Origin of the sequence: Pseudobacillus sp. FSL P4-0506, assembly GCF_038003025.1 — a bacterium.
GTDB lineage: Bacteria > Bacillota > Bacilli > Bacillales > Domibacillaceae > Pseudobacillus.
In genome coordinates this window covers 840,376-854,868 of record NZ_JBBOOI010000001.1, presented here as the reverse complement: position 1 = coordinate 854,868, position 14,493 = coordinate 840,376, and the positions used below count along the sequence as shown (strand labels likewise).

Annotated in this window: 10 protein-coding genes; 4 read left to right on the top strand and 6 right to left on the bottom strand. The window is 44.9% G+C overall.

Annotated features, from left to right (window positions below; translation table 11 throughout):
* The first annotated feature begins 11 nt into the window (after positions 1 to 11).
* The gene (locus tag MKZ02_RS04230; protein WP_340852032.1) at positions 12 to 1,178 is read left to right on the top strand and encodes a glycosyltransferase family 4 protein; all 1,167 of its coding nucleotides are present in this window, start codon (positions 12 to 14) and stop codon (positions 1,176 to 1,178) included.
* 191 nt (positions 1,179 to 1,369) lie between these two features.
* Here MKZ02_RS04230 and MKZ02_RS04225 read toward each other — a convergent pair whose 3' ends face one another.
* Entirely contained in the window at positions 1,370 to 2,194 is an 825-nt protein-coding gene (locus tag MKZ02_RS04225; RefSeq protein WP_182917034.1) for an STAS domain-containing protein, read from the bottom strand.
* Between the two features lie 129 nt (positions 2,195 to 2,323).
* On the opposite strand from MKZ02_RS04225, the gene MKZ02_RS04220 reads away from it, so the two are divergent.
* Positions 2,324 to 2,806, top strand: a complete 483-nt coding sequence (locus MKZ02_RS04220; RefSeq protein ID WP_340852031.1) for a TspO/MBR family protein — start codon at positions 2,324 to 2,326, stop codon at positions 2,804 to 2,806.
* On the opposite strand, the gene MKZ02_RS04215 is transcribed toward MKZ02_RS04220, so the two are convergent.
* The gene (locus MKZ02_RS04215) at positions 2,787 to 3,059 is read right to left on the bottom strand and encodes a hypothetical protein (RefSeq protein WP_340852029.1); all 273 of its coding nucleotides are present in this window, start codon (positions 3,057 to 3,059) and stop codon (positions 2,787 to 2,789) included. The genes MKZ02_RS04220 and MKZ02_RS04215 overlap by 20 nt on opposite strands.
* Positions 3,060 to 3,258: 199 nt before the next feature.
* Here MKZ02_RS04215 and murJ point away from each other — a divergent pair, with 199 nt between their 5' ends.
* Together murJ and MKZ02_RS04205 are read left to right on the top strand one after the other, a co-directional pair.
* Positions 3,259 to 4,785, top strand: coding sequence for a murein biosynthesis integral membrane protein MurJ (murJ, locus tag MKZ02_RS04210; protein WP_340852028.1), 1,527 nt, complete (start codon positions 3,259 to 3,261; stop codon positions 4,783 to 4,785).
* Positions 4,786 to 4,790: 5 nt separating this feature from the next.
* Positions 4,791 to 6,302, top strand: a complete 1,512-nt coding sequence (locus tag MKZ02_RS04205) for a hypothetical protein (RefSeq protein WP_340852026.1) — start codon at positions 4,791 to 4,793, stop codon at positions 6,300 to 6,302.
* Positions 6,303 to 6,398: 96 nt separating this feature from the next.
* Here MKZ02_RS04205 and MKZ02_RS04200 read toward each other — a convergent pair whose 3' ends face one another.
* The 4 genes from MKZ02_RS04200 to MKZ02_RS04185 all read right to left on the bottom strand — a co-directional run bounded on the left by MKZ02_RS04200 (position 6,399) and on the right by MKZ02_RS04185 (position 13,390).
* Positions 6,399 to 8,387: an S-layer homology domain-containing protein gene (locus MKZ02_RS04200; protein ID WP_340852024.1), complete on the bottom strand. Its 1,989-nt coding sequence runs from the start codon at positions 8,385 to 8,387 to the stop codon at positions 6,399 to 6,401.
* Positions 8,388 to 8,534: 147 nt separating this feature from the next.
* A complete protein-coding gene (locus tag MKZ02_RS04195) occupies positions 8,535 to 9,557 on the bottom strand; it encodes a C40 family peptidase (protein ID WP_340852023.1) in 1,023 nt (340 codons plus the stop codon).
* A gap of 384 nt (positions 9,558 to 9,941) precedes the next feature.
* The gene (locus MKZ02_RS04190) at positions 9,942 to 11,879 is read right to left on the bottom strand and encodes a S8 family serine peptidase (protein WP_340852021.1); all 1,938 of its coding nucleotides are present in this window, start codon (positions 11,877 to 11,879) and stop codon (positions 9,942 to 9,944) included.
* Between the two features lie 101 nt (positions 11,880 to 11,980).
* Positions 11,981 to 13,390: an N-acetylmuramoyl-L-alanine amidase gene (locus MKZ02_RS04185; protein WP_259455631.1), complete on the bottom strand. Its 1,410-nt coding sequence runs from the start codon at positions 13,388 to 13,390 to the stop codon at positions 11,981 to 11,983.
* Positions 13,391 to 14,493: the final 1,103 nt, after the last annotated feature.

The following is a 14,493-nucleotide window of genomic DNA, read 5'->3' as shown; positions in this document are numbered from 1 at the left end:
GAGGGTTTTTGATGAAGATTTTGCTTGCGACGGTCTACCATTATCCACATACAGGCGGCTTGTCGGTTCACGTGGCAACGCTGAAAGCCGGGTTAGAGGCGCGCGGCCATGAAGTGGATATTCTTTCTTTTTCTGATATACCCGAGTTTGAACAAAAAGCGAAGGTGCGCGGCCCGGGCTTTTTAATGAATAAACTATCTAAAGGAAAAGGCTTTGTGTACGGCTTGAAGGCACGGAAAAAAATGCTGCAAAAGCTGATGGAACAAGTGAAGCACAAAAATTACGACATCGTGAACGCCCAGGAAGTATATGCGACATTCGCAGCGCTCGATGCCGGGCTTCCAGTTGTATCCACAGTACACGGCTACCTAACATATGAGGCACTCAGTGCCGGCAACATTTTAAAGGATAGCCCGGAAGAACGCTTTTTAATGGAAGAAGAAGTAAAAGCTTACCGCAGTACGCGTGCGATCATTACAGTGGATACGCGCATTAAAGAATATGTAGAACGGGAGGCGGGCGTGACGGGTACCGCCATCCGCAATTTCATTAATGTAGACGACTTCCGCCCGGACACAGAAAACAAAGCGGCCTACCGCAAGAAGCACGGTGTATCCGACGACGCTCCTGTCTTTTTCGTGCCGCGGCGATTAACGAAGAAAAACGGCGTCATCTATCCGATTCTCTCCTTGCCGGCTGTATTGGAGAAGTACCCGAACGCCCAGTTGATCTACGCGGGAACCGGTGAAGCAATGGATGAAATGAAGCGCTTGATCGCTGAAAGAAAGATTGAAAACAATGTGACATTGCTCGGAGCGATTCCGCATGATGTCATTAAAGAGTATTACGCACTGGCAGATGTTATTTTAGTGCCGAGTGTTCACTCTGCCGGCGTGGAAGAAGCTACATCGATTTCCGCCCTGGAAGCCATGGGCTCCGGCCAGCCGCTTATCGCCTGTGCTGTCGGCGGCTTAAAGGAAATCGTCGATCATAACGTGGACGGCCTTCTCGTCGAGGAAAAAAATGTGGAAGAGTTATCCGCTGCTATGGTTGAGCTGCTGAATGACCCAGAAAAAGGACGACAGCTCGCTGAACGGGCCCGTGCGAAGATTGAAGCTGAATACTCGCACCTTGCAGCTGCTGAAAAATATGAACAAATTTACCTTGGAGCAAAATAATGAAACCCCCGCGCCGATTGGCCGCGGGGGGTTTTCTTTAGTTCGTCCCTTTTCTAATAAAAAGGAAGCATGTTGTATAGCCAGGCTTCCAGCTTTTGAACCTTCAGCGGGATGACCCGCTTTTTATGATCGTTTTTTACTCTTTTCCTATAGAAAGAGCTCCGAAAGATCTCTCTTCCGGAGCCTGATGTTTAAAAATTAATCGCTCGTGCTAATGTGCTAACCGTATGAATAGCCTCAAAATCAAGCCCCAGCTGGACAGCTGTCTGAGCAATTTCTGGACGGATGCCAGATAGAGTGGATTTGACTCCAATCAAATTTAGGGCCTCAATCAATTGGAACAGCTGGTAAGCCACCATCGTGTCGATCATGACCACACCAGAGATATCAATCAGCAGGTGACTCACTCGCAGCTTCGCACACTGCTTTAATGTATTTTCTAAAATAAACTTGGCTCGTTGCGTGTCAATGTCACCGACTAGCGGCAACAGAGCTGTTCCGCCTTTTAGCATAATGACCGGCGAGCTAAGTTCATTAATCATTTCTCGCTGAGCCTTAAGCATTTTTGATTGATACATATACGTTTCTTCAGTAAATTTGAGGATAACGTTATCAAACGCTTTGACGAACTTATCCTTCCACTGATCCACAAGCTCATCGCTGACATCCTCATTGTTTCTGGCGAATTCATGGATAAATTCCATATAGAGAAGGCGCACCCTCATAAACTCGCGGATAATAAAGTGAATCGGTGTATTGAGGTGTTCCTTGCTTCGGGATACTTCAAAAATCCAGTCATCAAACTTCTTATAAAAAACAGATTCCTCTTCAATGAGGAGATTGCACAAATATCCATGGAACTTAAAATTTTGTTCCTTTAACTCAGCAATCACATCAGGGTCATTGGAAGCGTACACACCGGATGGATCACTTTTATCTAGCGAATCATACCATTCTTCTGTCAGTTGTTTCGCCTTTCCTGTTAAGAAATCATACATTCTTTTATTTAATTCCACTCGTTTCCCCCCTAACCGGCATATTTCTCTATCGTTCATTATATATCAATTAAAAAGACGAAACCAAAGAAAAGTTTAAACAGGCCAAAAGAAAGAAATAGATAGAGTAACAACTGTAGGAGGGACTGTATGGAATTGTTAAAGGTAGACGGAAAAGTGAACGTGGGAAAACTAGCATCGAGTGTCCTATTGCCTGTGGTCGGCGGATCCATCGTCGGTTTTCTGGCGACAAGAAACGCCAAAAAAGAATATAAAAGCTTAAAAAAGCCAAGCTTTGCTCCTCCATCGTGGGTATTCCCAGCAGCCTGGACAGGGTTATACACAACGATGGGCATTGCGCGTTACCGGGCGTCAGCAAAGGTAGAACAGAAAGAGCGTCTTCTCTCCTACGATATCCAGCTCGGTCTGAACTTTCTCTGGTCGTTCTTGTTCTTTAAATGGGAACTGCGCGGGGCCGCTTTTGCAGAAATTGCACTGCTCCTCGGGATGATCACGTTAACCGCCTATGAGTTTTACCAATTGGACCACACTGCCGGAAATTTAATGATCCCTTATGCCGCCTGGGTCGCATTTGCCCTCAGCTTAAATTATTCTATGTGGAAAATGAACTAAAACGCCGCGCCATGCGGCGTTTTAGTTTGTCGACAAAAGGGGAGCGGAATAAGATCGTTCCAAACCCTGTTGGTTGGAATGGAAGGCGCAAAGACTCCTGCGGGATCAGCGGGACAGGTGAGACCCCGCAGGCACTTTCGCGGCGAGGAGGCTCACCGCCTGCCCCGCGGAAAGCGAAGCGCCTGGAACGAAAACCAACAGCCCGATTCACAAGCAAAATAAAAACGACTGCAGACAAACTCTCGAATTTCATTGAGTTTGTCTGCAGTCTGAAACGCCGCGCCATGCGGCTTTTTTTATGAACGGCCACCAGGAATGAAGATGCATTCTTTTGTTCATTATGAGCGAATCGATCTACTTGATGATCACAGCAGACGCTTAACTTCCCAGCTGATTTACGGTATTATTAAGTATTGGGTTTTTCATTCCTATTTTATATTGAGGTGGGTTTTGTGTCGTTGAAAAAGACGGCTCTCTGGCTTGGTTTGCTTGCGCTTGTTGTCAAGCTTTCCGGCTTTTTGAGAGAGAGTATTATTGCAAGGGAGTTTGGAGCCAGTCATTATACAGATGGATACTTGCTGGCATTTTCATTTATCACGCTTGTGATTGCTATGATTTCCGGCGGATTTAATAATGTGTTTTTGCCTATGTATGTCAAAAACCGGAAGGACGAGCCTGAGAAAACAGAACGAAACGCAAACGCGATCATGAACTTGACCGTTCTGCTCTTCCTTGTCATTTCTGTTGTCGGGTGGCTGCTGGCCCCTTACTTTGTGCCGGTCATCTATGGCAAAATGCCGCCGGCTACAGCTGAAATTGCCATTTCGGTTACCCGTTTCTTCTTCCTGTTTATGAGTGCGATCGCGCTCAACGGAATTCTCGATTCTTATTTGCAAGGACGGCGGATTTTTGTGCCTTCCCAAATCTCCAAGCTGTCCGCTACACTGATGGGCGCCATCTTTGCTTTGCTCTTTTCCGATCAGTGGGGCATTAACAGCCTGGCATACGGATTTATTTTCGGTACAGTTCTCGGTATTCTCATTCAGCTCTTCTTCCTTTGGAAAAAAGGCTGGCGCTGGCACCCTGCATTGAAAGTCGAGGAGCAATTTCAGCGGGCTTTTCTCGTATTGCTCGTTCCTTCTTTGCTTAATTCAGTAGTTGGCCAGATTAATATGTTTGTCAATAAATCGTTTGCTGTTAGTACCATTCCCGGGGCAGCCACTTATTTAAATAACGCGTCCCTGATTACGAGCATTCCGCACACGATTTACGGAACAACGATTGCGGTTATTATTTTTACCTTATTGTCTGAACAAGTCGATGAGCAGAAAAAATTCCAAAATACCTTTTTTATGGGCATGCAAGTTTCCCTGCTCACTTTAGCCCCTATCGCAGCCGGGTTGTTTTTAGTCGGACAGGAAGCCATTTCTTTCATCTTTGAGCGAGGAAAGTTTACCGCTCAGGATTCGTATAACACGTATCTCGCTCTCGTGTACTACTTGCCGACCATTGTTACTCAAGGACTTCAGTACATTGTGTCGAAATCAATGTATGCACGCGGGAAGACAAAAGTGGTTTTCCGGATTAGTGTCACGACCATCGCTTTGAACGCGCTTTTAAACTGGCTGTTCGTCGGTCCTTTCGGCTATCCTGGACTGGCGCTGACAGGATCGTTTGTCTCGATTTATTATTTAGTTGTCAGTACGATATTCGTATACAAAGACTTTGAGAAAAATGAAGCAGCACGGCTGCTCGGTCTCGTTGTTCGCGTACTGATTGTGACAGCCTTCATGGTCATTCCGCTATATCTATTAAAAATATTTACGCCGATTTCCCAATTGTATTCACTCTGGCAGCTCGCTATTATCGTTCCGCTCGGCGTGCTACTTTATATAGTCGGTCTCTTCCTCTTCTATAAGGAAGGATTTAATCAATTACTGAACCTTCTCAAGCGAAAAACACGTGCACAAGGCAGGTGAACAAAATGAAAGGTTGGATGTTGGCGGCCTTTGCCGTCATTCTCCTGCTAGCAGGCTGCTCGGAAGAAGACAACAGCAGCCAGGCTGCAGCGACGGTGACTGTGCCGCTCGGCGAGTTGAATCTCATTCTCGCTCAACATTTACCACTGCAAAATAAGAAAGAATCCAGCCTCTCTTCTTTTTATAAAGATGTGCTTTACACTTATAATTGGGGGGATCGCGGCCAGTTAAAGGTGAAGGTGCGCACGCTTAACAACGGGGATCGCTTCGTAATGATGCAGCTGAGGAATATGTCGAACGCACCGCTTTCCCTGGAGGCCAAGGTGAAAGACCCTCGAGCAGACGATTACTACTTTATCAATTGGCACCGGGAGATAAAAGCGCGAAAGCATGATCCAGTGATCGGCAACGATGTGACAACCCCTCCTTCCGGCCTGCTTCGTTACTCGGTGGATGGCGACTTTTTATATGAGGCAGTCGTCAGTAAACAATATCATTCAAGGACAAAAACACAGTTGTATGATAATGGGGAACAAAGCGTCGTGCGGGAACTGACAGCCGAAAAAGAAGCCCTTCAGCATGATGCATCTGGTTTCTCTTTTTCACTGGAAGCACCGCCGAAGCAAATGGCGGAGCAATGGTTCTTACTGGCGAAAGAACCTTTATTTAAAGCCGGGGATCACTTAAGCAGCTGGATTGACTTCCAGCATGTTCATTATAAAGAAGTAAATAACTGGTTCACCGTCAACGGGGCCATGAAAAAACTCCCGTGGTCGATTGAGCCTTTTACAAAAAAAGGCTATGGCCGCCACCTCGGTACGCTAATTGAAAAAGAAGCGATTGATCGCTATTTTAAATTCGGGGATCGCTATTTTTATGATTTGATGGTCCAATCAACAGCTAATTTACTCGAGTACCGCCAAGAGCAAAAAAGCTCAGTCTGGAAAACAGAATACACGAGCACTTGGCTGAAACAAAAGTACGATATTACTTCTTCTTATGTAGATACACGTCATAATGAATTAATCTCTTTATACTTATACCGGATCGGCAAAGAATTTGATGAAAAAGAACTAATGAAGGCTTTGCCAACTTATGCGGATTACTTGTTGAACTTAATTGCGATTAAGAATATTGTTCCTACTACAGAAGGCTATTTGCCTGCTGATTACTATTCGCCACACCAGGGCAAGCAATTTATCCATACATCGCTTAATCACGCACTCGGTGAAGCAAATATGTTTATCGACGCGTATAAAGCGACGGGCAATAAAAAATACTTGCTCGCTGCCCGTGAAATCCGTCTTGGCATTGAATCACTCGGCACGAAATGGATTCGGCCTAACGGAGATCTATGGTACCAGGTCAATCGTGATCTTACCTTTGATGGCAATGATTATGAGCAGCTGACGTTAGACGATCTTGAACGCCACGAGAAAAGGTGGCAGGCGCTCGGCGGTAACAAGAGCCCTGTTCTGCAAAAATTAATAAAAAGCAAACGAAAAGCCATCCGGTAATTTCCGGATGGCTTTCTTTGATGAGCGCCCCCTGTTTTTATGCACAAGGCTTTAGGCATACAAATCCCCCTCCAAAGTGATGGAGGGGGATGTCATTTATTTGGCAATTGGCAGCGGCGTCACGTATTGAGAGAACACATAAGCCTCTTTATAGCGCAATTCGTCAGAAATGATCTTTTGCCATCCAGAAGCAGGAGCACCGATCATAACGACCGGCATACCAGCTTCTCTATACTTGAATTGGATCGCACCGTTCGGAGTAGAACGAACGTTTAATCCTTCGACATTCGTTAAGCCAATTTGGTATTTTCCGAAGTCTTTTTTCCCTAAGGCTTGGTCGATACGATACATGTGGCCGGCAACTTTTCCGCCCCATGCAATATCAGATGCATATTTCACATTAATACCGACACCTTTATTCCCGGCGGCCGCACCGTTGGAAACACTTTGTTTCCAAGCTCCCACAGGGTTCGGCACAACATAGCGGTCATTCAGATAGCCATCGGCTAAATGGTTAACACTGGCTACTGGAGATGGGAACGACTTTCCTTCTTCTGGCTTGCTGTCGTAGACGGCAATGCCGAACAAGTTATTATTTACTTGTGCATGTCGGCTCATGCCGTAATCACTTTCATGAATGGCCATTGCCAAGACTAACAAGGCATTGATACGTTTTTCGGCTTCTACCTTCTTAAGCGTAGCGCCAAGGCCGATTAATTTGCTCTTTTTCGTTGCGTCCTTATATTTGGCAAGCCCTGTCGCTTGTCTTTCTGCTAGAGCTTTTTTGATATAGCTATCAAGCTGTGCAGCTGTATAGTTTGTCGTCGTACGGGCGGATAAAAATTGGAAATATTGATAAGCCGTACCGACTACCCGGCCTTGATCATTATAGAAAGTGGCATTGTCCCAGCTATAGTATTTCTGATTGGCATTCAGGAAGCTCGGTGCTTTTCCAGCCACATAAGATACAGGGCTTTTCGATCCAGGCTGATACATAAAATGCTGCAATTCCCCATTGCTCACCCGATAATAACTGCGGCCCGATGCTCCTTCAAAAGGAACAAGCGTGCTATCGCTGTGCTTCATGTAATAGTCTCTGCCTCCGAGCGACGCTTTTACATAGCTGTCGGTTGAAGTAATATATTTTAGTTCGGCTCCTTTGACAGCATAAGACCGAGCTGTAACGAAACCTGGTTCACTGTACAGGTTAACGGTTGCGCCGCTGTTTCCAGCAAACACCATGCCGCCATTTGTCGGCATATAGATGATTTTTTTATTCTTCAAGACCAACTCTTGTCCCCGTTGCTCCATCACTTGTTTAGCCGCAGCGAAGGTGCTGTACGAACCGGAAGCATAGGTCAGCTTGCCGCTCGCATCAATGGTCGCCACCTGATAAGCTCCCGTTGGGGATGGTGTTGGCTCTTCTTTCGGAGGGTCAGGCGTTGGAACAGGCGGTGGCGTTGGTTCCGGTGAAGGATCCGGCTCCGTGCTGCCCGATGTTTTCTTTGCTTCTAACAGGCGGTAAATAAAGGCGGCCGCATGATCGCGTCTCGCGTTTTCCATAGGATTAAACGTGGTCGCGGAATAGCCGCGAATAATATTCAACACATAGTTTTTGCCAATTGCTACTTTATGGGCGGAGCTTAAATCCTTAATATCGGTAAAAGGGGCCGCCGTGTATTTCACATCCATTTTTAAATAGTCCAACGCATTGCTGATCATTAAAGCCATGTCTTTTCTTGTAATTAAATCGTCTGGATGGAACCGTCCATCTGATCCACCGTTGACAATTTTCGCAGCTGCGGCCGCATTAATACCAGCGGAAAGCTTTAATGAAGGCGATACGTCTTTAAAGACCGATGGACCTGAAGGCAAGTCAAGTGCTCTCGTTAAAAATGTCGCAAACTCTGCCCTTGTTACGCTTTGATGCGGTCTGAAATCCCCGTCCTGATAACCTTGCATAATTCCCTGGTCAATCATTGCTTGTATTTCATCCTTCATGGCCGCTTGCGGGTTTAAAGGCGCGATAGCCGGGAATAATAAACTTAATGATATAGCTAAAGCAATCGCTTTTTTCTTTTTCAAAGTAATACTCCTTTCTAGGAACTAGTCTTTTGCACTCTCTTATTCTATCGGTCTCATTCAAGAATTTAATAGAATAAATGGATAATTTTTATAGAATGCTGATTAAAAAATAGCCCCGGAATAATTTCCAAGGCTATGATTCTTCTATTATTTTGCATTCATCGCATTATAGATAGCAGCTGAGAATGCCTCACGAGTTGCACGGTGATCGCCATAGTATTTTTCAGTTTTAAAGATACCTGTTTTATCGATCACGCTCATTGTCACAATTGGTTCATATGCCCAGTAACCGCTTTTGATTTCAGCGTATGGATTAGAGGCAGCAGCTGCATTGCCAAGCTTTAATTCAAAAGCTTTTTGGACAATAACGGCCATCTCTGTCCGGCTCATGTAAGCTTCTGGACGGAATGTTTTATCAGGGTAACCATTGATGATGCCAGCTTCACGAATAGCGGCAATGTCTACTGCAAAGCGGTTAGATTTCGGTACATCTTTGAAATGGCTCATAATTTCCGGCTTGCCCTTCAATACACGGTTGATAATCGCTGCGGCTTGTCCGCGTGTAACCGGCTCATCTGGTCTGAATGTATAATCATCAAATCCTTGGATGATATTTTGATCTGTCAACGTTGTAATGGCATCGTACGTAAGAGCTGTTTTTGGTACATCCTTGAAACCGTCAAAATACTCAACAACACGTTTTGAGCCCGCATATTTTGGACCCCAATAGTTATCATTTAAAGAAACTAAAGCAATTCCTTTACTAGAGGTTGCATTTAATACCATATTGTTTCCTGCATAAATACCAACGTGGGAAATCCCCGCTCTGTAAGTGTTTTTGAAGAAAACTAGATCTCCAGGTACTAACTCGCTCTTTGAAACAGCTGTACCGATTTTATATTGTTGATCTGTTGTTCTTGGAATAGAAATGCCAGCTGAGTGCTTATATACATATTGAGTGAAGCCGGAACAATCAAATCCTCTTGGCGTTGTTCCACCAAATACGTAAGGGACACCCATGAATTTCTTTCCGTACTCTACTAATGATGCTCCAATTGACGTTGCTGCTTGTGCTTCTGTATGTGAAAGTGCTGGTATGGCGACTGGTGCGGTTGTCATTAACATAAACGAAGCTAATCCACTTGCTACGATTTTTTTAAATTTACCCACTGTAAACCCCCTGCATAGTTTAAAAAGTTTTGTCTTTTTTTCCTGTTTTTTCTCACTGAGGCTATTGTAACAAATATAAGTCTGCTATTCTTTTACGTTTGCATTACATTCATATGTTCCTATGTAACTTGCAAAAACACTGGTTTTACAACGCTTCCAAACTCTCCATATTTAGGAATTCAACAAGTTTGCAGGAAAACGGCTATTTTTCAGCAAAATATACATATTTGCGTAACATTGAAATATTTATGTAATAAAACTGATTATTCAGTCGTTTAATTAGTGACTTCTTTTTAAGAGCGGATGTCTAATAAATGAATTGTATTCCCTCCCAACTGGAAAAGCTGCTTGTCGATGACAAGCAGCTTTTCTGAAGGATCTTCTTTATCTAAGTTGTTCATTTGTCGTCTTGGCCAGGAAGGCGGCAAAGCCAGCCCGATTAATGGCTGTAGATGGCCGGAATGTACCGTCTTCGAAGCCACTAATAATCTTCTTGGCGGCAAGGCCGTTAATATACTCATAACCCGTCACTTTTGAATTAATGTCTTTGAAAGGACCTGTTTGCTCGCCGGCAATATGATAGGCCTTTGCAATTAAAATGGCCATTTCTGCCCGGGTAACCGGCTCATTTGGTCGAAACGTGCCGTCCGGAAAACCGGAGATAATCTTTGCTTCAGCTAGTGACTCAATGTAGCCAGATGAGCTGACAGCAGCCGTCACATCTTTAAAGCGAGTATCCTTTTTGGTGCCGTCCAGCCCCAAGGCACCGCCAAGCAAAATGGCTGCCTCGCTTCGCAAAATAGAGCGCTCAGGCCGTATTTCTCCGTTCGAATATCCTTTCATCACACCTTCATGGTACAAATACGTAATAAAGCGGTTATACCATTTATCCAGCGCGACATCTTGTAACACGGGGGCTGGATTGTCGACCCGCAGGGAAAGAAATTCAGAGCTTTCCTTGCCATTCACAACTGGGTGGAAGTAATACTGTACAGAGCCTTTCGTGGCGTAATCCGTCAGCTCTGAGGCCGTTACTCCCTTACTTATCAGCGTATCAAAGCGATACACATTATAAGTAGTGAATCTAGCAGCGGCTGTGCTTGTGTCGATGGTGATTTTCCCCTTGCCATCTGTACTGTAAGGTAACGCGACAGCTGAATCGACTGCATTTTTGTCGGTCCGTGCAAGGCCGTAACCATAGAAGTCATCTTTGCCAGGTGCACCAAGATCTAATGCATTTTTCTGTAGCAACAGGCGAATATGTTTGTTCGTCATGTCCGGATATTTTTCTTTATACAAGGCAGCAAGGCCGACGACATAAGGCGAGGCCATCGAAGTGCCTGAAAGTGTCTTGTATCCGGTTGGCTCATTGGTTCTTATAGTAGTTGGATATGTACTATAAATCTTTTCGCCTGGTGCCGCCAGCTCTACTTCTTTGCCGATGGAAGCCAGTGCGCCGTGACTTTTATTCTCGTCCACTGAAGAAACAGCGATAACTTCTGGGAACTTAGCCGGGTATTGAACGGATGAAAGTTCACCGGTTAAAGGCTTTCCTTCATTTCCTGCAGCAGCGACAACAAGAATGCCGCTATCATAGGCGCGCTTGATCATGCGGTGAAGATATTCGTCCTCATAAGGTGACGTGATACTAATATTGATAATGTCCATTTTATTTTTAATGGCCCACTCCACTCCGGCCATCATCGTCGACGTGGTGCCCTCACCTAATTTATCGAGCACTTTCACTGAATAAATTTGAGCATTAGGTGCAATACCGACGACTCCAATGGAATTATCCTTTGCTGCAATAACGCCAGCGACATGAGTACCGTGCCCGTTATCGTCGTTATAAGAATTTTTACAGCCATCGATCCTCAGCACCGTCATCAGACAGGCTCCGCCGGCTACTTGAAGATCGGGGTGTTTCGTATCAACGCCTGAGTCGAGAATTCCGACTTTTACCCCTTTGCCAGTTAATGTACTAGGAACGCGCTTATCCGCCTCTATGGCCTTATAGCCCCATTCTACGCGCTGCGCACTTTTTTGTACTGGCTTGTCGTATTCGATCGAATGAATGCCCGGATAAAACTCTAGCAACTTCTTCTGAGCATCTGTTAATTCGACAGTCGCCGCTGGCAATTCGTTAAATACATAATTTACGTCCACCGTGTATTTTTCCAGCAGCTGTCGATCGACTTTCTCATTAAACAAAATAATAGCTCTCTTTTTCTCAAGCACGTTTGCATTTGCATCTGTAGGAAAAACATGAAGAAAGAGAAGCGCAGCAAACAATAGAAGAGAGTATTTTATCGTCTTACTCAAAGCGACCACCTCTCTTTTTGCAGAAATAAAATAAAGGAGACAGCAAGCTGTCTCCCCTAATTGTAACTTTTATTTTGATAGAATTCTATTTTATAAATTTCCTATTTTGCCACATCGTACAATGGATCAACTTGGTAACCTTTGGCTTTATAGTAGTCCAAAGTCCCGTAATAGATCGCTTTGGCAGCTGCGTTTCTCCAGTAATCAGAACGAAGCATATCGTTGTCCTTTTTCGTGTCAATGAAGCCAAGCTCCACCAAAACGGCAGGCATGGTATTTTCACGAATAACGTGGAAATTACCATTTTTCACGCCGCGGTTTGCTAAATTCCATGCCGCAACCATACGGGCTTGAATCTTGGATGCTAGCAGCTTGCTGTCTGTAACATTTGGATTCTTGTAAGCGGAATAATAATAAGTTTCTGATCCTGTACCGCCGCCGGCATTCGCATGAATGCTAATGAAAGTATTCGCACCGGCAGATTTTGCAAAGCTCACACGATCTCTTAATTCGACAAATTTGTCTGTCGAACGTGTCATTTTCACTTGGAAAGGTGTTTTCTTAAATAAATTGTTGAGCTTTAATCCTGTGTCAAGCACGACATTTTTTTCATAAATTCCAAATCCAGTAGCACCGGAATCATGTCCCCCATGGCCTGGATCAAGAACAATGACTTGCTTGGCAATACGCGGATCCACATTGCCGGCATTCGTTGCTTCAGCCGTGTTACGCAAATAAGAACCATGCACAAATCCTTCAAGAGAGCCATATTTAATGTAATTCCATGAACCCACTTTATAAGCGCTCTTCACTTGTTCATCCTGTTTAACTGCTCCCACTTTCGGATAAGCATCGCTTGGTCCTGTACGGACATTTAAGCTGTCTACGTTAATCCAGCGGGCATCTTTAAACGTCACTGTGTTGTCGACTAAACGGAATTGCGGATTAATAGCGCGCGCCAAAAAGACGGAGAAGTCCGCACGAATAATCAGTTCATCCGCACCAAAAGAGCCATCTGCTTTCCCTTGAGCAATGCCGCGAGATTTCAGGGCATTTGCTGCACCAGACAGCTTGTTGCCATACTCATATCCAAACGCTTTGCTAATCATTACCGCCATTTCACCGCGGGATACTTCTTGGTAAGGATGGAACGATTTGTCGCTGTACCCGGCAAGGATGCCTTTGTCAGCAGCAGATTGGATATAGCCTGAAGCAAACATTCCAGAACCGACATCTTTAAAAGAAGTTGGCCGTTTCGTACCATTCAGCTGAAGCGCACGTCCGATCAGCGTAGCCGCCTCTGCTCGAGTCATCCGTTTATTCGGACTGAACTGAGTAGCCGAAGCCCCTTGAGCAATTCCACCTTGCGCCAAATAGTAAATTTCTTTTGCCGCCCGGTGGGAAGCACCTACATCTGTAAAATTCGTTGCAGCCTGAGCTGTATTATTAACTCCGAATAGAGGAATGACCAATAGAAATGACAAAAAGACTAAAAAAGCACTTTTTTTCACACCTCTACCTCCTTTCTTATTTTTTTCCATTTTAACATATTCATTTTAAAACAAACGCCAATCTCAAAATCTACTTTTTAAAATTCATTGAACAATATTACTATCAAATTAAATAAAAGTATTTTCACCCTTAATTTGCCATAATGTCGTAATAACTGTAATTATGTTGAAAAAATACTAAATATTCTACCTGTTACCCATTCATCTATTTTCTTGCAAGAAAACTTCTATTCTCCTGCATAGACATTCCAATTTCTCTCAAGATTAAAGAACTATTCTCCAGGGTATAGAGTCATATATTCGTTGGCTGTATATCGTTTATCAGTTGATTTTCTTAAAAAATTTGTAACAATCCCTGCTAGTTCGCACGGGGGTTTCGCTCTCTGTCGGAGTTTGACGAGCGGTTCTTCCACATGCCCCCATGCTGGACAGCGGACTTCCTGCTCCTCCTTCCGATCAGTCAACATCGAATCGCTGTCGCTCTTCGTGTTTCCTTTATCGCATATGGAGCCGTCCAGTCTCTACGCCGCTGAACAAGCGCCTTCCGCTTTTCTTTGGCCAGCTATGAGCTCCATCGGCTCGAGATCATAAGCCCATCCCGTTAGAAGGTTACAGAACAGCCTTCTACCCGGCTCGTCTTATGCTTGCCGCCGATAGGCGGGTGCTCTTCGCTTTTCTTTTGGCCAGCTACAGGTGCTAGCGTGTACGGCGGTTTCGCTCTCTCCGTCGGAGTCTAAAGAACGACTCCTTGTCGAGCCCTCCAACCTCCTATCACGCTAAACAAGCACCTTTCGCTTTTCTTTGGCCAGCTATGAGCACCATCGGCTCGAGGTCATAAGCCCATCCCGTTAGAAGGTTACAGGACAACCTTCTACCCGGCTCGTCTTATGCTTGTCGCCGATAGGCGGGTGCTCTCCGCTTTTCTTTTGGCCAGCTACAGGTGCTAGCGTGTACGGCGGTTTCGCTCTCTCCGTCGGAGTCTAAAGAACGACTCCTTGTCGAGCCCTCCAACCTCCTATCACGCTAAACAAGCACCTTTCGCTTTTCTTTGGCCAGCTATGAGCACCATCGGCTCGAGGTCATAAGCCCATCCCGTTAGAAGG